The 19,156-nt window shown below is 66.8% G+C and carries 17 protein-coding genes, 1 tRNA gene and 1 pseudogene; 9 read left to right on the top strand and 10 right to left on the bottom strand.

The features are described from left to right. Positions 1–519 precede the first annotated feature (519 nt). From AB0H00_RS27160 to AB0H00_RS27130, 7 genes and pseudogenes are all read right to left on the bottom strand, one after another. Positions 520–592 (bottom strand) — tRNA-Ala (locus AB0H00_RS27160). A gap of 722 nt (positions 593–1,314) precedes the next feature. Beyond that, complete coding sequence (locus AB0H00_RS27155; protein ID WP_357271767.1) at positions 1,315–2,016, bottom strand: thioredoxin domain-containing protein; 702 nt, start codon at positions 2,014–2,016, stop codon at positions 1,315–1,317. 93 nt (positions 2,017–2,109) lie between these two features. Beyond that, positions 2,110–3,465 (bottom strand): MFS transporter, encoded by a 1,356-nt coding sequence (locus tag AB0H00_RS27150; RefSeq protein WP_357271765.1) that lies wholly within the window; start codon positions 3,463–3,465, stop codon positions 2,110–2,112. Further along, on the bottom strand, positions 3,455–5,098 hold the full coding sequence (gene pgm, locus AB0H00_RS27145) for a phosphoglucomutase (alpha-D-glucose-1,6-bisphosphate-dependent) (RefSeq protein ID WP_357271763.1): 1,644 nt from the start codon (positions 5,096–5,098) through the stop codon (positions 3,455–3,457). Before pgm ends, AB0H00_RS27150 begins: the two co-directional genes overlap by 11 nt. 47 nt (positions 5,099–5,145) lie before the next feature. Then, complete coding sequence (locus AB0H00_RS27140) at positions 5,146–5,484, bottom strand: fluoride efflux transporter CrcB (protein ID WP_357271761.1); 339 nt, start codon at positions 5,482–5,484, stop codon at positions 5,146–5,148. Further along, positions 5,481–5,843: a DUF190 domain-containing protein gene (locus AB0H00_RS27135; protein ID WP_357271759.1), complete on the bottom strand. Its 363-nt coding sequence runs from the start codon at positions 5,841–5,843 to the stop codon at positions 5,481–5,483. Before AB0H00_RS27135 ends, AB0H00_RS27140 begins: the two co-directional genes overlap by 4 nt. Positions 5,844–6,606: 763 nt before the next feature. Beyond that, a pseudogene (locus AB0H00_RS27130) lies at positions 6,607–8,107 on the bottom strand (MFS transporter). 117 nt (positions 8,108–8,224) lie between these two features. Between AB0H00_RS27130 and AB0H00_RS27125 the strand changes: the two are divergent. Both AB0H00_RS27125 and AB0H00_RS27120 read left to right on the top strand, forming a co-directional pair. Next, entirely contained in the window at positions 8,225–8,902 is a 678-nt protein-coding gene (locus tag AB0H00_RS27125) for a TetR/AcrR family transcriptional regulator (protein WP_357271757.1), read from the top strand. A gap of 52 nt (positions 8,903–8,954) precedes the next feature. Continuing rightward, positions 8,955–10,253, top strand: coding sequence for a D-arabinono-1,4-lactone oxidase (locus AB0H00_RS27120; RefSeq protein WP_357271755.1), 1,299 nt, complete (start codon positions 8,955–8,957; stop codon positions 10,251–10,253). 39 nt (positions 10,254–10,292) lie between these two features. On the opposite strand, the gene AB0H00_RS27115 is transcribed toward AB0H00_RS27120, so the two are convergent. Next, complete coding sequence (locus AB0H00_RS27115) at positions 10,293–11,039, bottom strand: Sir2 family NAD-dependent protein deacetylase (RefSeq protein WP_357271753.1); 747 nt, start codon at positions 11,037–11,039, stop codon at positions 10,293–10,295. Between the two features lie 109 nt (positions 11,040–11,148). Here AB0H00_RS27115 and AB0H00_RS27110 point away from each other — a divergent pair, with 109 nt between their 5' ends. From AB0H00_RS27110 to AB0H00_RS27100, 3 genes are all read left to right on the top strand, one after another. Further along, on the top strand, positions 11,149–12,030 hold the full coding sequence (locus AB0H00_RS27110; protein WP_357271751.1) for an oxygenase MpaB family protein: 882 nt from the start codon (positions 11,149–11,151) through the stop codon (positions 12,028–12,030). A 434-nt stretch (positions 12,031–12,464) separates the two neighbouring features. Then, positions 12,465–12,878 (top strand): arsenate reductase ArsC, encoded by a 414-nt coding sequence (locus AB0H00_RS27105; RefSeq protein WP_357271749.1) that lies wholly within the window; start codon positions 12,465–12,467, stop codon positions 12,876–12,878. A gap of 55 nt (positions 12,879–12,933) precedes the next feature. Next, entirely contained in the window at positions 12,934–13,338 is a 405-nt protein-coding gene (locus AB0H00_RS27100; RefSeq protein WP_357271747.1) for a VOC family protein, read from the top strand. A gap of 100 nt (positions 13,339–13,438) precedes the next feature. Here the strand turns inward: AB0H00_RS27100 and AB0H00_RS27095 are convergent, their stop codons facing one another. Next, positions 13,439–14,143, bottom strand: coding sequence for a helix-turn-helix transcriptional regulator (locus AB0H00_RS27095; RefSeq protein ID WP_357271745.1), 705 nt, complete (start codon positions 14,141–14,143; stop codon positions 13,439–13,441). Between the two features lie 113 nt (positions 14,144–14,256). Further along, positions 14,257–14,664, bottom strand: coding sequence for a hypothetical protein (locus AB0H00_RS27090; protein WP_357271743.1), 408 nt, complete (start codon positions 14,662–14,664; stop codon positions 14,257–14,259). Between the two features lie 425 nt (positions 14,665–15,089). Between AB0H00_RS27090 and AB0H00_RS27085 the strand changes: the two genes are divergently transcribed. The 4 genes from AB0H00_RS27085 to AB0H00_RS27070 all read left to right on the top strand — a co-directional run bounded on the left by AB0H00_RS27085 (position 15,090) and on the right by AB0H00_RS27070 (position 19,128). Further along, positions 15,090–15,866 carry a dienelactone hydrolase family protein gene (locus AB0H00_RS27085; protein ID WP_357271741.1) on the top strand — a complete coding sequence of 259 codons (777 nt, stop codon included), beginning with the start codon at positions 15,090–15,092 and terminating at the stop codon, positions 15,864–15,866. A 141-nt stretch (positions 15,867–16,007) separates the two neighbouring features. Further along, the gene (locus AB0H00_RS27080) at positions 16,008–17,453 is read left to right on the top strand and encodes a phosphatidylglycerol lysyltransferase domain-containing protein (protein WP_357271739.1); all 1,446 of its coding nucleotides are present in this window, start codon (positions 16,008–16,010) and stop codon (positions 17,451–17,453) included. Between the two features lie 82 nt (positions 17,454–17,535). After that, complete coding sequence (locus AB0H00_RS27075; RefSeq protein ID WP_357271737.1) at positions 17,536–18,474, top strand: threonine/serine dehydratase; 939 nt, start codon at positions 17,536–17,538, stop codon at positions 18,472–18,474. A gap of 105 nt (positions 18,475–18,579) precedes the next feature. Beyond that, positions 18,580–19,128, top strand: coding sequence for a thioredoxin family protein (locus AB0H00_RS27070; protein ID WP_357271735.1), 549 nt, complete (start codon positions 18,580–18,582; stop codon positions 19,126–19,128). The last annotated feature ends 28 nt before the right edge of the window (positions 19,129–19,156 follow it).

The following is a 19,156-nucleotide window of genomic DNA, read 5'->3' as shown; positions in this document are numbered from 1 at the left end:
TCCGACAGTGGTCTGCTCGAAGCCATCGCGCATCACATCCGTTCCTCACCAGGAGATTCCAGTGTTGCGCTGACCCATTGAGACCAAGGGCATGATGGTGCGTTGGGCCAGGCTCGGATGCCTACGGCCGGATTAACCTTCCAGCACCGTAGGCTGGCCGATTCGGTCAGCGCGCCATGCGGCATTTTCGTGCTTCCGTCGGCAGACACGGGTCAAGAGTGGGCAGAGAGCCCATCTCGAAGGGGACGCGAAGCGCTCCGGAGGCTGCAGGGGCGCGGGAACACATGCGGGCCCCCGACCATCCGGGCCACACGACCGAAGGCCAGCCTCCTAATAACTCATTTCGGCGATTCCCCGTGCTATTCCGCGAGTTTTCGGCCAGAAACTTGTGTGCGGGGGCAAGGTCCGGCCACGGGATGCCATCAGGCTGAGTTCGCCAATGTAAAATCCCGAGATCCGGTGGGAAAAATGGACCTCGGGACTGCCAATAACTCTATGGGCAGACCATGCCCATTTGAGTGGAGCTAAGGGGACTCGAACCCCTGACCCCCACACTGCCAGTGTGGTGCGCTACCAGCTGCGCCATAGCCCCTGGTGGGTTGCGCTCCGGGCTTCCCCGTGCGCCTGAATGAAGTTACACCAACGGTGTGTCGGCCACCAAATCGCCCCGATTCCGGGGTAGCGGAGGCGGCCTGAAATATCTAGACTCGAACGCATGTTCGATTACGATCGCCTCTCCACTCGGGGCAGTTCGGCCCTCAGCGATGAGTGGATGATCGATGGCTTCTGGTCCGGTGACGCGGCGATATCCGGTGCGGGTCCGCTGGTGGCACCGTCGCTCGAAGGCGTTCGCGGACAACGGAACGACGTGAAGCGGTGGGCGGATTCTGTTCTGTCGGACCATGCCGATGGGGAGATCGCATACGGGCGGGCGAAAGCCGGATTGATCGGCGAAGAAGTCCCGAACGGCACATCCGCTCCGCGAAGAACTAGCCGGACTTCTCGGTGCGCGATTCCCGTGTCATCCGGATCGCGTCATCGAGTGCCCAGGCCGGGTCGTCGGCAGGTGGAGTCGACGACCCGGCCCATAGACCAACTGAAGAACTCGGCGCGCAGCGGTCGCGGGGGCTGGGATGTGGGATCGCGCCGCGGAGTGGGCCGGGTCGTCGATGGTGGAATCGGCGACTCGGCCTCCCATTCACGGGTCCTCGGAGAAGGGCGAGGTCGTCGCGAAGCGGGCGCGCAGCTCCCGCAGCCGATCACGGTGCAACGGGTCGAAGAGAAGCGCGGCAAGTAGCACTACGGTGCCTGGGATCAGTTGGTGAGCGAGACCACCCAGTCCTCGGCGTTGACATCGACCTTGGTCGTGCCCTCGAAGACAGCGGGCGTGGCCGCGGAGCCGCCGAGCGCCGCGCCCAGAGCGTCGGTCTGCGCCTTGGCGGTGGCGCGTGCGGAGTCGACCTTGGCTCCGGTGGAGACGCACTGCAGAACCGATTCCGACGCTCCAGCGTCCATGGCGATCGCGGCCAACTCTGCGTTGGTCAGGTCGGCGCCGCCTTCGCTCGGCCGCTTGGTGGTGAACAGCTCCAGGTGGAACTTGGAATAGACCGAGCCGGAACCGCCCTGGGCAACACATTGATTCGCCGCCACCGCGCGGGTGGAGTAGTCCTTGCTGCGGGAACGCGAGTCGAGGAAGTTCACGAGGCGATAGCGCACTACAAGCTTGCCCTCATCGATCTTCTGCGCGATCTCCTGGCCATAGATGTGCTCCAGGTTGCCGCAGCCAGGGCAGAGCGGGTCCTCGAAAATATCTATGGTTTTCTTCGCATCGGGGCGACCGAGCAGAATGGAGCCGTCCTGCTCCAGTACCGCGCCGACCCCGGGATCGCGCACCGGACCGTAGCCGTCGTTGCGTACGGTCGCTTCATCCCGTCCCCACCGAATCGCCGCGATGACGATCAGCACGATCAACGCAAGAGCGACCCCGCCCAGCGCATAGGTGGTCACACTGGACATCGGCCGCGGAGTGTAATTCGAACGCGATTCGCTCACACCGACACTTTGCCCCAGCCAACCACCCCGCTGCCCTCCGGGCCACGCGTCCCTCGGTCAGTGGCGGTCACGCACACCGGAACTGACGTCCTTCTCGACCACCACCGGTACCACACTGTCCGTCACCGGCGCGCTGACCGCATCGCTGACCGTATGGTCGACCTGCGTTATCTGATGTTCCGCACCATCCGCGCCGCAAAGGTGATCAGGAGGGCATTCCGGATGGGTTGACGCCCTGCGCAGGGGTTCGGGGACGACGGCCCAGACGGCCGCGGCGAGGGCGAGGAGGCCGCCGGTCACGCCGAGGGCCAGGCCGTAAGACAGCTGTTGAGCCAGGGCGCCGACGGCGACAGGACCGATGACCGTGCCGAGGTCGGCTGCCATCTGGAAGCCGGCCAGGACGGGCCCGCCGCGTGCCTTGGGGCCGATGACGTCGGCCACCGCGGCCTGCTGGGCCGGGGTGAACAGACCGGAGCCGAGCCCGGCGAGGAAGGATGTCGCCAGCAGCCACGGCACACTCGTCGCCATGCCGAGCCCCGCGGTGCCCGCCGCGCACACGAGGGAGCCGACGATCACGAACGGTTTGCGTCCCCACTGGTCGGACAATCGTCCGGAGGCGAACAGGACAACCACATTACCTGCCGCGAACACGGTCAGCGCGACGCCGGCCATTCCCGGCGCCTGGTGCAGCACCTCCACCACGAGCAGCGGCACCAGCGCCATCCGCACGCCGAATACGGCCGCACCGTTGGCGAAGTTGGAAACCAGCACAGCGCGGTATTCCGGCCGAGTCAACCCCTCCCGGAAAGACATCATGCGGAACCCGCCGAGCGGCTCGGGCGCGGCCAGCTCCGAGTTCCGCAGGCTCAGGTGCACGACGATGCTGACTCCGAGCAACGCCACCGCGTAGATCACGAACGGCCACCGCAGCCCGAGCCCGGACAGAACGCCGCCCACTAGTGGCCCGCTCACTGAGCCGACCAGGAAGCTGGTCGACCATAGGCCGGACACCCGCCCGCGCTGTTCGGGCGGCGACATCCGGATGACCAGCGCCAGCGACGACACGGTGAACATGGTGGACCCGATCCCGCCGAGCGACCGCAACACCATCAGCTGCCAATAACTCTGGGCCAGCGCGCTGGCGCCGGTGGAAAGCGCGACGATCAACAGCCCGCCGAAGTAGACCGACCGCTCCCCCAGCCGCTGTACCAGCCGCCCGCTCAATGGTGCGAACAGCAATCGCATCAACGCGAACGCGGAGACGATCGCTGAGGCCGCGGCCACGCCCACGCCGAACCCGCGCGCGAACTGGGGCAGTACCGGGGCGACCAGGCCGAACCCGATGGCGATGACGAACGCGCCCCCGACCAACACCCAGATCTCGGTGGGCAGGGGCTTGGATCTACTGCTCACCGGATAACGCCTGCCCCACCAATTCCTCCGCGGCCGCCTGCACCTCGGTCAGGTGCTCGGCGCCGTGGAACGACTCCGCGTAGATCTTGTACTTGTCCTCGGTGCCGGAGGGGCGGGCGGCGAACCACGCGTTCTCGGTGGTCACCTTGAGCCCGCCCAGCGGAGCGCCGTTCCCCCGCGCTCTGGTGAGCACGGAGGTGACCGATTCTCCGGCGATCTCCTTGGTGGTGATCATGTCCGGTGTCAACTTCGCGAGCAGCTCTTTCTGTTCCGCCGTCGCGGGTGCGTCGATCCGGGCGTAGGCGGGGCTGCCGTAGCGCCGTTCGAGTTCGACATAGCGCGCCGAGGGGCTTTGCCCGGTGACCGCGGCGATCTCGGCGGCCAGCAGCGCGAGCAGGATGCCGTCCTTGTCGGTGGTCCATACACTGCCGTCCATCCGCAGGAAGGATGCGCCCGCGCTCTCCTCACCGCCGAAAGCGAGACTCCCACTGAACAATCCGGGCACGAAGAACTTGAACCCGACCGGGACCTCGTGCACGTCGCGGCCGAGCACCGAGACGACTCGGTCGATCATGGACGAGGTCACCACCGTCTTGCCGATCTTGGTCAGCGCATCCCACCCCATCCGGTTGGCAACGAGGTATTCGATGGCCACCGCGAGGAAATGGTTCGGGTTCATCAGCCCGCCGTCGGGGGTGACGATGCCGTGCCGGTCGGCGTCGGCGTCGTTGCCGGTGGAGATGTCGTAGTCGTCCTTGATCGCGATCAGCGATGCCATCGCGTAGCGCGAGGACGGGTCCATCCGGATCTTGCCGTCGCTGTCGAGGCTCATGAACCGCCAGGTCGGGTCGACGACCGGGTTGACCACCTCGAGCTCGAGGTCGTAGCGCTGGCCGATCTCCTCCCAGTAGTCGACGCTGGCGCCGCCCATCGGGTCGGCACCGAGCCGGATGCCCGCGCCACGGATCGCGTCCAGGTTCAGCACGTTCGGCAGATCAGCGATGTAGTGGTCGAGGTAGTCGTAGCGTTCGACGCCGGTTTCCAGCGCCTGCCGCAGCGTGGTGCGCTTGACCTCGGCGAGGCCGCCGCGCAGCAGTTCGTTGGCGCGGGCAGCGATGGCGTCGGTCGCCGTGTTGTCGGCCGGGCCACCGTGCGGGGGGTTGTATTTGAAGCCGCCGTCGCCCGGCGGGTTGTGCGAGGGGGTGACCACGATACCGTCGGCTTGGTGCTTGGCGCCGCCCCGATTGTGGCGCAGGACAGCGTGACTCAGCGCCGGTGTCGGGGTGTAGCGGCCGCGCGCATCGATCACGGCGGTCACCTCGTTGGCGGCGAGCACCTCCAGTGCTGTGGTCCAGGCCGGCTCGGACAGGGCGTGTGTGTCCCTGGCCAGATACACCGGTCCAGTAATGCCGCGGGTGGCGCGATACTCCACGATCGACTGGGTGATCGCGAGGATGTGCGCCTCGTTGAACGCGCTGTCCAGGCTGGAGCCGCGATGTCCCGAAGTACCGAACGCTACACGTTGGGCCGGATTCTCCGGATCGGGGACATGGCTGTAGTACGCCGTCACCAGATGTGCGATGTCTTCCAGATCGGTGGAACGCGCGGGACGCCCGGCTCGATCATGGGCCATGCTCGGGTCTCCCTTCCTTATCGGCTGCGCCCGGCTCGTCATCAGAATCATGGCCACGACCGTCCGGTCGTGGCGACCGCGGCCACGTCGATCACGGCGGTGCCCGCGGCGCAGGCGCGAGCACCGACAGCCACCGGCCGGATCGTTTCGAAGCCGAACGTGCGGAGCGTGGTCGCCGCACCGCGGAAGCCTATTCCCGCGGTGGCGAGCAGTCGATCGCCCGCCCCCGCACCGCCCAGACCGCCGAACCGCGCCGAACCGACAATGGTAACGGTCTGCGTGCAGGACGGCAGGGGAGAATCGAAACGCGCTGGCACCACAGGCTCTGCCGGATATCGGGCAGATTCACCGAGCTTTCCGCTGGGCACGACGGGCAGCACTGTCATCGGGCGGCTCCCTGCCACAGCTCGAGCGGCGTGAGCGTGGTGTTGATCGAGGTGAACAGTTCGGCGTTCTGCTCGACGAAGGCACGCAGCCGGTCGAACTCGTCGACAAGCGTCAGTACCAGCGGCAGATGGTCGGCGATGTCCAGGATCCGGGTGGTATGGATCTGCGAGGATGATCCGTAGCCTTCGATGCCGCGCCAGACGCTGGCGCCCGCCAGGCCGGCGTCCCTGGCACGTCGCACGATCTCGTGGTACAGGGGCGTGTGCCGCCACTTGTCGTCCTCATCGAGCAGCACGGTGAGCCGTGCCGCGGGCCGCCACTGTCCGGCCGGCGTCGAACCCGCCGCTGAACCACTCATTGCCTGACCCCCTTCCGTCGCGTCCCATTCCGGTCGATCGCCGAGCCGTACCAGTTATCCACCGTGCCATGCCCTCGTCGGCCACAGCCGTCCCGGCGATACCACCGCTCCCTCAGGCAGCCGAGCGCGTGGACCGCCGCGCCCGATCCGAGGAGTCTACGAACCTCGAGCATGCGGGTGGAGAAGGTGGTGCCCGCCGACCGAGAAGGGGGAGGTAGCAGACTGTTGGCTACCCATGCCACTGTCGGCGGAATCATCGGAATCCCGATCGCAAAGCATCCCATGACAATTGCGACGCCGATCAGTCAAGGGAGCCTCGCTTCGCACCGCACCCGAGCGCGGAAACGTACCGTCGCGCCATTGCCCGCACGTGACGTAACCGACAGTCCGAGCGGGATACCCTGCACCTGCCGACCACCGAGCCGCATGCCACCAGCGCGATGCTATCGGCAGTACCGTTCGATCCGTTCAGCCGGGACGCCACGAACAGTGGTCCTCGTCGGCAGCCCGCATCCCGCCGACCGCCGACCGGACAGTCCGCTCCGAACCGAACGCCGGCAAGTCTTCCTCGTACCGTTTGCGTTCGGACCCCGACCCACCTAGCCGAATACCAGTCTCACAAACCAAGACCGTTCGCCGCACGGCCTGCCGAATCGGCCTGAACATACCGTTCACGGCCGAGCGGCCGCCGCTCACGACTATGTCGTATGCGGCGGCCGCTCGGCCGTATCGGAATGCACAGCGCCATGGGCGCTGCCGGACCTCAGTGCGCGAGCACCGGCTCCCCCTCGACCGGCGCTGGCGCCGTGCTGGGCATCAGCACCGCGGTGAGCGCCGCGCCTGCCACGAAGATCGCGGTGGCCCACCAGAAACTGGTGGTGTAGCTCTCGATCGCGGACTGGGCGACGGTCAGCGGGTCCGGCTTGCGGGTGGACAGGTAATCGCCGGCCGCCGATGCGGCGATGGTGCTGAGCAAGGCTGTGCCGATAGAGCCACCGACCTGCTGGCTGGTATTGATCATGGCCGAGGCCACGCCCGCGTCCTCATGCTGCACGCCCGAGGTCGCGCCCTGGAAGGCGGTCGCCATCGCGCCGCCGAGACCGAGACCCAGCAGGATCAGGGCGGGCAGAATGTGCGTGGTGTAGCCGGTGTCCAGGCCGATCCTGGTCAGCCAGGCCATACCGCCCGCCGCTACCAGGAAGCCGCCGCTGACTACGATTTTCGGTCCGACCTTCGGCAGCAATAAGGAGGGTGCGGTGGTCGAGGAGACCACCATCGCGGCGACCATCGGCAGGAAGGCCACGCCGGTCATGATCGGCGAGTACCCCAGCGTCAGCTGCATGTAGTAGGTGAGGAACAGGAAGATCGCAAACATGCCGATGCCCATGACGAACACCGTCAGGTAGGAGGTGCCGCGCATGCGATCGAGCACGATCCGCATGGGGAGCAGGGGGGTGTGCGACCCGGGTCTCCAGCCAGGCGAACGCCGCGAGCAGCACCGCGCCGCCGATCAGGAAGGCGAGAGTGACACTGTCGGTCCAGCCGTGCGACTCCGCGTGCGAGAACCCGTAGACGATGCCGAACAGGGCCGCGGTGACCACGACGGTGCCCGGGATGTCGAGCTTGGGCCGATCGGTGCCCGCATGCTTGGCCAGTAGCAGTACCGCGCCGACCAGAGCGACCGCCGCGAAGGCCAGATTCACGAACATCACCCAGCGCCAGGACGCCCATTCGGTGAGCGCGCCGCCGAGCAACAGGCCGATCGCGCCGCCGGTACCGGCGACCGCACCGAAGATGCCGAACGCCTTCGCCCGCTCGGACGGCTCGGTGAAGGTCACGGTGAGCAGGGAGAGCGCGGCCGGCGCGAGCAGCGCACCGAAGACGCCTTGCCCGACGCGCGCCGCCACGAGCATTTCGAAACTGGTGGCCGCCCCACCGACCGCTGAGGCGCCCGCGAAGCCGATCAGGCCGATGATGAAGGTATTGCGCCTGCCGAACAGGTCACTGAGGCGTCCCCCTAGCAACAGCAGGCTGCCGAAGGCCAACGCGTAGCCGGTGACCACCCAGGAGCGGTCGCCGTCGCTGAAGCCGAGGTCTTGCTGGGCCGCGGGCAGCGCGATGTTCACTACGGTCGCGTCGAGGACCACCATTAGCTGTGCGACGCCGAGCACGGCGAGCACCCACCAGCGCAGCGCGTGTGATCCGCGGCCCCCAGTTCCTGTTTTGTCGGTGGCGGATGCCCCGCGCTCGATCGTGGTAGTCATGTGTACCCTTTGCCTCGAGTATGATGCGGAGACGTCACCTCCGCTTACTGGAAGACGATATCATCATAACGGAGATACTGCCTCCGTTTAATCCCGGGTAGTTGATAGAATGAACTTGTGAATCACGCCACGGTCGCCTCCCCGCCCCGGCGCCTACGTGCCGATGCTGCGCGCAATCAGCAACGGATCATCGCCGCGGCGCGCGAACTGTTCGCCGACCACGGACTCGAGATCACCCTCGACGACGTGGCCGAACGCGCGGGCGTGGGCGTCGGTACGGTCTACCGCCGGTTCGCGAACAAAAAGGAATTGATCGTCGAAGTCTTCGACCAGAACCTGAGCGATTTCGCCGACGCCGCCGACGCCGCATACCGACACCCGGACCCATGGTTCGGACTGGTCGAATTCTTCGAATACGCGTGCAGACACATGGCCACCAACCGCGGATTCAGCGAGGTCATGCTCGAGCTCGAGGACGACCACACGAACCGATTCATCGTCGTCCGCGATCGGATCAAGCCCACCGTGACCGCCATCTGCGAGCGCGCACGCGCCGCGGGAGCCCTCGCCGAGGGAATCGAGCCTTCGGACTTCTTCGCGCTCATACACATGGTCGACGGCATCGCCGAGTTCGCGAAGCCGGTCAATCCCGACGTCTGGCAGCGATATATGGCCATCGCACTCAACGGCGTGCGCGCGGACGGCGTCCCGCGCCAGCATCTCGAAGTCCCGCCGCTGGCCGAGGAGGAAGTCGAGAAGGCCAAGCACCTCACCTGCGCGAATCGCAGGAGGTAGCACATTCCGGCCTAGGTAGCGCACATCACAATCGCTCCCGTAAATTGGTCACATGACCAATTTGTGGGTGAATTGGGCCGGCGATCAGCAGTGTGCGCCGGCGACCTTCGCCACTCCGCGCTCCCCCGACGAAGTGGCCGATTTACTCGGCAACGCCGAGGCCAACGGGCAAACCGTGCGCGTCGCGGGCGCGGGTCATTCATTCACCGACACCGTTCTCACCGACGGCATCCTGTTGAACCTGGCGAACCTGAACCAGGTCCTCGATGTGGACCGCGCCACCGGGCTTGTCCGGCTCGAGGCGGGTATCACCCTGAACGCCGCGAGCAACGCACTGCATGAGCACGGCCTCGCCTTCCCGAACCTGGGCGACGTCGATGTGCAGACGGTGGCGGGCGCGACCGCCACCGGCACCCACGGCACCGGTGCCACGTTGCAAAACCTCTCCGCCGCACTGGATTCGATCGAGCTGATGCTCGCCGACGGCAGCCGGGTCGAGCTGAACGCGCGGACCGACCCCGACGGCTGGCGCGCGGCGCGGGTCAGCGTCGGCGCCCTCGGCGTCGTCACCGCCGTGACGGTGCGGATGGTGCCCTCCTTCGTGCTGGAGGGGATCGAGCGACCGGTGCCGGTGGACGACGTGCTCGCCGACCTGGATTCGTTCGTCGACGGCAACGACCACTTCGAGTTCTACATGTTCGCGCACAGCCCCCTGGCCATGACCAAACGAAACAACCGTGTGGCACTACCGGAGCAGCCCCGCGGCAAGGCTGTGGACTGGCTCACGGACATCCTGATGTCCAACTACCTGTTCGACGGGGTGTGCAAGCTGAGCCGATGGCAGCCGCGCCTGGCCCCGTTGATCCAGCGCAGCGCCGCTTATGCGGGCAGTTACCGCCGCCAGGTGGACCGTTCCTATCGAGTGTTCGCCTCGCCGCGCCTGGTCCGCTTCATCGAGATGGAGTACGCCGTTCCGCGGGCGCACTCCGTCGAAGCGATCCGCGAGATCAAAGAAGTGACCGCGAAATTCGGCACACCGATGCCCGTCGAGGTGCGGTGGGTCGCGCCGGACGACGCCTTCCTCTCCCCCGCGGGTGGCCGCGAGACCTGCTACATCGCGGTGCACCAATACCGCGGCATGGCATACGAGCCGTATTTCCGTGCCTGCGAAGCGGTGTTCGACCGCTACGACGGACGGCCACACTGGGGCAAGCGCCACTTCCAGACCGCCGAAACCCTGCGCGACCGCTATCCCGACTGGGACCGTTTCGCCGAGGTGCGTCGACGCCTCGACCCGAAGGGTCGGTTCGCCAACGCCTACGTCGATCGCGTGCTCGGCCCGGTCGGCTGACCTGACGCGTCCGAAAGACGATGGAGCACCGTCGTCCAGTCAGGCAGCGAGGATCTCCGCGACCAGGCGGGGTACGGCCGTGCCGATGGGTTCGCGGACGACCTCGGTCGCCATGACGTCGTAGGGCGTCGGATCGGCATTGACGATGACCAGGTCGGCGCCGCTTCCGACGGCGATCGAACACATCGAGGCAGCTGGCTCGACCTGAAGCGAGGTACCGATGGCCAAGAAGATCTCGCTCGCCTCCGCGGTGATCGTGGCCTTGGTCAGGGTGCGGTGGTCCATCTGCTGGCCGAACATGACGGTGGCAGCCTTCAGGATGCCGCCACAGTCGGGACAGGGTGGGTCGGGCTCGCCCGCGGCCACGCGCTCCAGGGTCGCGGCCATCGTGGTCTGGTAGTCGCACTCGATGCAGACCACTTCGAACATGTTGCCGTGAATCTCGATTACACGGTCGGGCGAGGACCCCGCGCGCTGGTGCAAACGGTCGATGTTCTGCGTGATGATGGTGACCGCTCGACCGGCCCGCTCCAGGTCCGCGAGTGAGTTGTGCGCGGGGTTCGGGACGGCGTGCCAGGCCGGATTGTCGCGCCGGGCCAACCAGGCACGCGCGCGCAGGTCGGCGTCGGACACATAGCTCTGATAGGTGGACAGCAGCTCGGCGATCGGATCTTTCGTCCACACTCCGCGCGGGCCGCGAAAATCCGGGATGCCGGAATCGGTCGAGATGCCCGCGCCGGTCAGCACCGCGATCCGGCCGGTGCGCGCACGCCACTGACTCGTCATGCTGGTAGAGCCTAGGGGCAGCGGCGCACGGCAACGACAGATAGACGATGAGAGATTGTTATAGATATCATCTCATTATATTGAGCTCGGCTGATCGAAGGAGATCACGATGACCGCGTCCGTCGCACCCCGGCGCCCGATCGCACCGAACACCCGGATGTGGGACGAGACCGGCCTGATCACCTTTTCGCTGACCGCTGGTTCCGCCTTCCTGCTGCAGACCATGGAGCCGACCATCTCCGCGGTGGTGGACCGACACTCCACCTTCCGCACCGACCCGATGGGCCGCGCGGTGCGCAGCCTCGCCTCGGTGATGATGTGGATCTACGGCGGGGACGAGGCGCTCGCCGAGGCCGACCGGCTTCGCCACCTGCACGCGTCGCTGAACACCACCGACGCCGACGGCGTACGGCACACCGCGCTGTCCAGCGGCCCGTGGGCCTGGGTGCTGCACACCGGAACCTTCGCATTCACCGAGAGCGCCGAGTATTTCTCCCGCCGCCCGCTCACCGCGGCCGAGAAAGAGGCGTATTTCCAGGAGACATTGCAGCTGATGCGCAATTTCTCGGTGCCAGCCAAGGAGATTCCGGCGAGCTACGCCGAGTTCGAGACTTTCTTCGCGGACACCGTGGCCAATCACTTGGTGGCCACCGCCACCGCGCGCGACTACCTGCGGGTGATCCGCTCCGTCGCCCCGCCGAAGCAGTTGCCGCGTGCGTTGCGACCGGCCTGGAAGTGGGCCGTGACGCCGATCGGCCGGCTCCAATACTTCGTGACGGTCGGCACCACACCCGAGGTCGCCAGGCAGAAGTTGGGCCTGACGTGGACCTCGTCCGATGAACGCAAGCTCCGCGCCCTCGGTTGGCTGATCGCGCGGACCGTCCCACTGCTGCCGGAGCGGTTGCGCTACTTCCCGATCGCCTACGAAGCCCGCCGCCTCGAACGTGACCGCCAGCGGCTGCGCAAGATGATCGATATGCGGCCGCTCTGAGCGATCGCCTGGCACTGTTGCGCCGACCATGAGAAGGTGCGGCCCTGGACGGCTTCGTCCAGAGTGCTGAATTTTCGGTGCGGCAAACACTTCGCGAAGCATTCGGACAGGCGCCGACCGACGACGTTCGACTCGATGGCCGAGCGCCACGGATCGACTTCGGCACAAGCATCTGATTTATCGTCCAGTCCGGTCTATCCAGACGACGGGCCATGTTCCCGCAAATGCTGTGGCAACCGCTTCGAGCCTGTGACCTGGGATCACCCCATGGCGTGTGCACTCATCCGCAAGCGAACGAATGCTGCGCGGTAACGATTCGCGGCGCGCTGGTATACGTATCTCATACGCTCCGAAAGCGTTTCGGCACCAACCACGCCGGGCAGCGGGCCCAGCGACCAGCACACTCCCTGCTCTGCTCATCGAAAGGCGTTCTCATGGCCCACAAACCCAGTGTGCTGTTCGTCTGCGTGCACAACGCGGGCAGATCGCAGATGGCCGCCGGGTTACTCACCGCGCTCGCCGACGACCGGATCGACGTGCGGTCGGCGGGTAGCGCGCCTGCCGAGAGGCTCAACCCGACCGTGGTCGAAGCTATGGCCGAGATCGGCATCGACATCTCCGGCCAGACCCCCAAGCCACTCACGATGGATGCCATCGGCATCTCCGATGTCGTGGTCACGATGGGCTGCGGCGACGCATGCCCGTACTTCCCCGGCATCAGCTATCGCGACTGGGTGCTCCCGGACCCCTCCGAGCAGACCCTCGACGTGGTCCGCACCATCCGCGACCGCATCCGCATCCTGGTGGAGAACCTGATCGCCGAGCTCGTCCCCGCACCAGCGCGCTGACCGGTTGTCCGATTCGTTCAAGACCGGGCCTTTCGACGCTGCCTATGCTGCCGATATGACTCCACAACTCGACGTGATCAGCATCGTCGTCACCGATATGGCAGCAGCGGTCGCCTTCTATCGTCGTCTCGGCCTCGACTTTCCCGCGGACTCCGAGCAGGAAGCGCACGCCGAGGCGGCCGTGCCCAACGGCCTGCGGCTCGCGCTCGACACCGAGGGCGTCATCCGGTCGTTCTATCCCGACTGGACGCCCCCGCAAGGCGGCGGCCGCGTCGGCATCGCCTTCCGCTGCGCCGACCCCGCCGAGGTCGACGCCGTCTATACCGACCTGGTGGACGCCGGTTACCACGGTGAGCTGAAACCTTGGGACGCCTTCTGGGGCCAGCGCTACGCGGTGGTCAACGACCCCGACGGCAACGGGATCGACCTCTACGCCCCCCTCCCGACCACCACCGGATAGCCAGGGCTGCCGGCGCACGGATCTCGACCGCGTAACCTACGCGTCCCATCAACCTCGCGGCTCGACCACGCACCGAATTCGACTCGGTCACTACGAGGCGCTACGACCTGGCAAGCAACTCCGTCAACGGCATCCCTGCCAGTGCGCGCACCTCACGGGACAGGTGCGCCTGGTCGGCAAACCCCGCCAGCGCCGCGGTCTCGGCGAGCGGCACGCCACGGCGGGCCGCCGCCAGGGCGCGTTGCATGCGCAGCACTCTGGCAAGGGTTTTGGGGCCGTAGCCGAACGCGGCCAAGGACCGGCGATGCAGGGCCCGCTCGCCCATTCCGGCGCTGGCGGCGATCGCCGCCACCGACCAACCGGCGTCCAACGCGGCGGCCATCCGCCCCACGAGTGGATCGGCCTGATCGGCCACGGCTGCGCGGCGCAGTACGACCTTTTCCAGCGCCGCGGCCGGATCGTCGGCCGCCTCGAGCTGTCCCACGAGCGACCGGACCGCCGACGAGGGCCACACATTCGCGAGATCAACCCGCTGATCGCGCACCTCGTGCGCGGGGACGCCGAGCAGCGCGGGCGCCGTGCCGGGCGAGAACCGGACGCCGACGTACCGGGCGCCGTCCGACGCCGGTGGATGATGGGCGCGAGTATCCGGCCCGGCGACCATCAGCCGCCCGGCCCTCCAGATCAAATCCATGCAGCCGTCAGGCAGCACGGGCAGCACCGGGTCCATGCCGTCGATGGCCCTGGTCCACAACACGGCCCCCCCCGAACCGCGACGGTCGCTCGCGATACTCCCCCGTGCCACCGACCTCGTCCACCTCGCCGACGCTACCTCAACCACCGACCGAAACCTTCCGTCTCGAAGACCGCGAGCAGCGCCGTACTGATCCCGGCTACCGAGCCACCTCTCCGCTGCGGTCAGCGGGGAGTGTGCGGCGCGGCGGGAACAACACCGCGCGCGGCGACGCGAATGTACGGATCGGGATGCGCTGCGGCAATTTTCGATTCCGGATCTTTGCAGCCGACGGTGACGTCACCGGTCGGCGCTGAGGAAAACGTCCACAGCGTCATCCACTCCGTGCCGCCGACGGTCTCGGTCTTCTTCACGTCCGAAGACCGCAGATCTTCATTCCTTCCCGAACTTTCGGTCACAGTACAGCGAATAGCGTCGGCCGCCTCGCCCCATGCGACCGGCACCCTGATATCCAGCACCGCGTCTGCGGGCACCGAGACTGTCTTCATCTCACCCAGCAAAATCCGGACAATACTGGCTGACTCGTCGTCGTCGCGCGCATCCGGCGTCGCGTGCACCGCACTCGCGGCCACGGCGGCGGCACTGGTCGATGTCGATTCCCTGCTCGCCGACGTATCGTCGGAGCACCCCGACACGGTGGCTGCGACCAGCGCGGGAACCGCCATCCAGATCAGTTTCACAGTTCAGACCTCTCGTCGCGCCCAGTCACAAGGCGATCGGTACGGATCAGCGATCCAACTGAGCATGACAACGTCGAAGTGAAAATGTCGGCTACACGCCGTAGAAAATCGGCAATTCCATAGCAATCGAAAGAATCGGCCCGATGTCACCGAAACTCCTTGTTGAATCAGAGGCGCCTTCGGTGATCTACGATACCGACTTCGAGTAATCGGTCTGCCGCCGAAGGGTTCTCACGCTGCTGCCGTCGGGCACCCAGCTCACGGCACGCTGAGCTACCTAGGATCGCACTGGTTGTTCGCATTCTCATGGAGGCCTGATGACTTCGCCCGTCACATTCGAACAGATCGACCTATCGCTCCCCGACGGTACCGCCGATTCCTACTTCGCCCATCCCGACGACGGCGCTCGCCATCCCGGGGTGCTGTTCTTCATGGACGCTTACGGCCTGCGGCCGTGGTTGCGGAAAATGGTGGAGACGATCGCCGCGCACGGCTACACCGTGCTCGCGCCCAACATCTTCTACCGCTCCGGCCGCGCCCCGGTCGTGCCCATGCCCGATCGGAGCGACCCTGAGGCCCACGCGGCGTTTTTCGCGGCGCTCGGTCCCATGCGCGCGGCGCTGACCCCGGAGAAGGCGATCGAGGACGCGAACGCCTACCTCGACCGGCTCGCCACCTCCGAGGTCGTCACCCCAGGCCTGCTCGCCACGACCGGCTACTGCATGGGTGGCCGACTGGCGCTGCGCACCGCGGCGGCCTTCGGCGGCCAGGTGGCCGCCGCTGCGAGCTTCCACGGTGGCTACCTGGCCGCCGACGACCGCTCCGACAGTCCGCACCATGCCGCGGCGAGCATGACGGCGGAACTGTTCATCGCCCACGCCGACCAGGACGGTTCGATGCCGCCCGACCAGATCGAGCGGCTGGAAGCGGCGCTGGATACCGCGAACGTGCGCTACACCTCGGTGGTCTACCCGGACGCCCCGCACAGCTTCACCATGCGCGATACGGCGGCGTTCCGGGAAGACGCCTACGAGCGGCACCTGCGGGACCTGTTCGCGCTGCTCGATCGCACCTTCCGCACCACGGCGGAATAGACTCGGATTCATCCGATGTTTCGCCTGGGGCTGAGGCCAGGGCCAGGTGTCGGCCGCGTGGCCCGGGCCCGATGAGACATTGCCCATGGAAACCGCTGGTCCCGCATAGTGTGTCGGTAGGCGATCACCGGGAGGATCACCATGGCGAGACCGTCGTGGCTGGGGAAACGCGACAACGGGGCAAGTATCGGCGTGTCCGACAAACGGGAAACCGCAGGATCGCGCACGCTACGCGCCGCCACGCTTACCGGCTACCGGGAAGCCTCCTTCACCACCACGCCCGCGACCCGCATGACATTGATCACCGCGGCGGTCGTGATCGCCGCGATACTGACGTACGAGGCCGACGCGACCTCGCATGACGGCGTCGACCACGGCTGGTTCGTGGCCCTCGCACTGGCCGGACTCTTCGTGGCCCGCGGCCTGCACCTGCGCCGCCCGATCACTCTCCCGCATTTCACGGCCGCCGTGCTGGTGCTGGCCATCGCCCACCTCGCCTACCGTGCCCAGCACCCCGGCGTCGGCTTCCTCCTGCTCACCGCCACTGGCTTCGTACTGGTCTTGCCGCAGTCCAGCAGACCGCAGCCCGACCAGTTGTACCGGATGGCCGAACTGGTCGGCCGTACCCAGGGCGACGCGCTGGCGCCGTTCGCATTGCATTCGTCCAAGACCTATTTCTTCAACGAGCACTCGACCGCGGCGATCGGCTACCGCACCCGCTTCGGAATCGCCGTCGTGGCGGGCGATCCGCTCGGCGACCGCGCAGCCTTCCCCGAACTGCTCACCCAATTCTCCGAGTTCGCGGTCGACCACGGCTGGCGGATCGCCGTGCTCGGCGCGAGCCCGGAGCTGGCCGATCTGTGGCGGCTGCGGGCGCTGGAACACCGGGGGCTGCACGCGGTGCCGATCGGCCGCGACGTGGTGCTCGATGTCAACGAGTTCGACCTGGTCGGCCGCAAGTTCCGCAACCTTCGCCAGGCCGTGAATCGCACCAGGAACTTCGGTGTCACCACCGAAGTGCTGTACGAGTCGGCGCTGACCGATGCTCGGCGCGCGGAGCTGCTCGCCATCGTCGACGAATGGCGCCGCGGCAGGCAGACCCGCGGCTTCTCGATGATCCTCGACCACCTGTTGGACGCGCGTAACCCGAACATGCTGGTCGTCATCGCCAACGACGCGAACGGCAGTCCGGCCGGCTTCCAGCGCTACGGCATGTCCGGGCGCGGTCGCGAACTCAGCCTCGACGTCCCGTGGCGGCGCGGTGACGCACCCAACGGCTTGGACGAACGCATGATCGTCGATCTAGTGGAATACGCGAAAACCCATGACATCCAACGGATCTCGCTTGCGTTCGCGCCGTTTCCGGAACTGTTCGCCGACAAGCACAAGTCGCGGACGGCCCGGCTTATCGCCCTGCTGGTGCACCTGGGCGATCCGTTGATCCGGCTGGAATCGCTGTACCGTTTCCTGCGCAAATTCCACGCGCTGGCCGATCAGCGCTACGTGTTGGTCCGCTGGCGCGAGGTGGTCGTGGCCGCCGCGGCCCTGCTTACCCTGGAGTTCGCCCCGCACCGCCATGAGCACTGAGCACTGAGCACTGAGCACTGAGCACTGAGCACTGAGCACTGAGCACTGAGCGGTGCTATCCGACCATGTCCCCAGGAGCACCATGGAACTGACCCACAGCGATGTGAAGGCCGCGGCCGAAAGGCTCGCCGGTCAGGTGCGGCCGGTCAGCGTCGCGCAGGCGGACACCACCGGTGAGCTGTGGTTCGCACTGGAGTTCATGCAGCACACCGGAAGCTTCAAAGCCCGTGGCGCGCAGAACTTTCTGCTCTCCCATCGCGAGAACGGCGCGCTGCCCGCGGCGGGCGTAACGATCACCTCGGGCGGCAACGCCGGGCTGGCTTGCGCATGGGCGGCGCGCAGTCAGCGGGTCCGGGCGACGGTGTTCGTGCCGACAACCGCGCCTAAGGTCAAGGTGGACCGGCTGGTCTCCTACGGAGCCGACGTGCGGCTGATCGGCACACAGTACGCCGATGCGCTGGCGGCCAGCCATGAATTCGCCGACGCGACCGGCGCGCTGCTCTCCCATGCCTATGACAACCCGCTCATCGCGGCCGGTGCGGGCACGCTGATGGAGGAGATCCACCGGAAGATCCCGGACCTCGACGCGGTCGTGGTCGCGGTCGGCGGTGGCGGACTGTTCTCCGGCATCGTCACAGCCGCTGACCATTACGGCATCCGGGTAGTCGCAGTCGAGCCCGTGCGCTGCCGTGCGCTCAACGCCGCGATCACGGCGGGGCGAGTCGTCGACGTGGAGGTCGACTCGATCGCCGCCGACTCGCTCGGCGCGCGCCGCACCTCGGAGATGGCGCTCGCGGCCGCACAACACTTCGCCGTGGATTCGGTGCTGGTCGACGACGCCGAGATCGTCGCGGCCCGCCGCGCGATATGGGCGGACCGCCGCGTGGCCGTCGAACACGGTGCGGCGACAGCCTTGGCGGCGATGCTCGGCGACAATCCCGCGTTCCGGCCCAACCCCGGTGAGAGGGTATGCGTGGTGCTGTGCGGCGCGAACACCGATCCCTCGGATCTGGCCAGGTAGACGGCGCGCCACGCCGATCGACGGCGCGCCGTCCGATTACCGACAAACCGGGCGGTACGGGGTTAGGCTCCGGGTGTCGTCCTCGATCCCGACGGAAGGCACACCATGGCGTTCGAATCACTCATGGTTACCCTGGGTACCCCATTACCCGAGTTCTCCCTTCCCGACCTCGACCAGCGGATTTACTCCCGCAACGATTTCGAGGCCGGACCGGGACTACTGGTCGTCTTCGCCTGCAACCACTGCCCCTATGTCAAACACATCGAAGCCTCGCTCGGCGAACTGGTCGACTCGCTGCCGTCCCTGCCGACGGTGGCGATCTGCACCAATGACGCGGCCGCCTACCCCGAGGACGCACCACTACGGCTGCGCGATCAGGCGATCCGTGCCGGCTGGACCTTTCCCTATCTCGTCGACGAGACCCAGCAAGTCGGGCGGGCGTTCCGCGCCGCGTGCACCCCGGATTTCTTCCTCTACGACGCGAACTTCGAACTCGCCTACCGCGGCGCCTTCGACGAATCGACGCCGGGCAATGGAAAGCCCGTGACCGGCAGCGACTTGCGCGACGCCATCGAGGCCGTGCTGGCAGGCAGACCCGTGCCGGAACCGCAGCGGCCCAGCATGGGCTGCTCGATCAAATGGCGAGACGCCTGAAACCGGCGATTCGCCGCCGCAAGCGAGC

This window comes from Nocardia sp. NPDC023852, from assembly GCF_040639505.1.
Classification (GTDB): domain Bacteria; phylum Actinomycetota; class Actinomycetes; order Mycobacteriales; family Mycobacteriaceae; genus Nocardia.
Note: the sequence above shows the minus strand (reverse complement) of the source record. Positions and strands in the feature narration are given on the sequence as shown.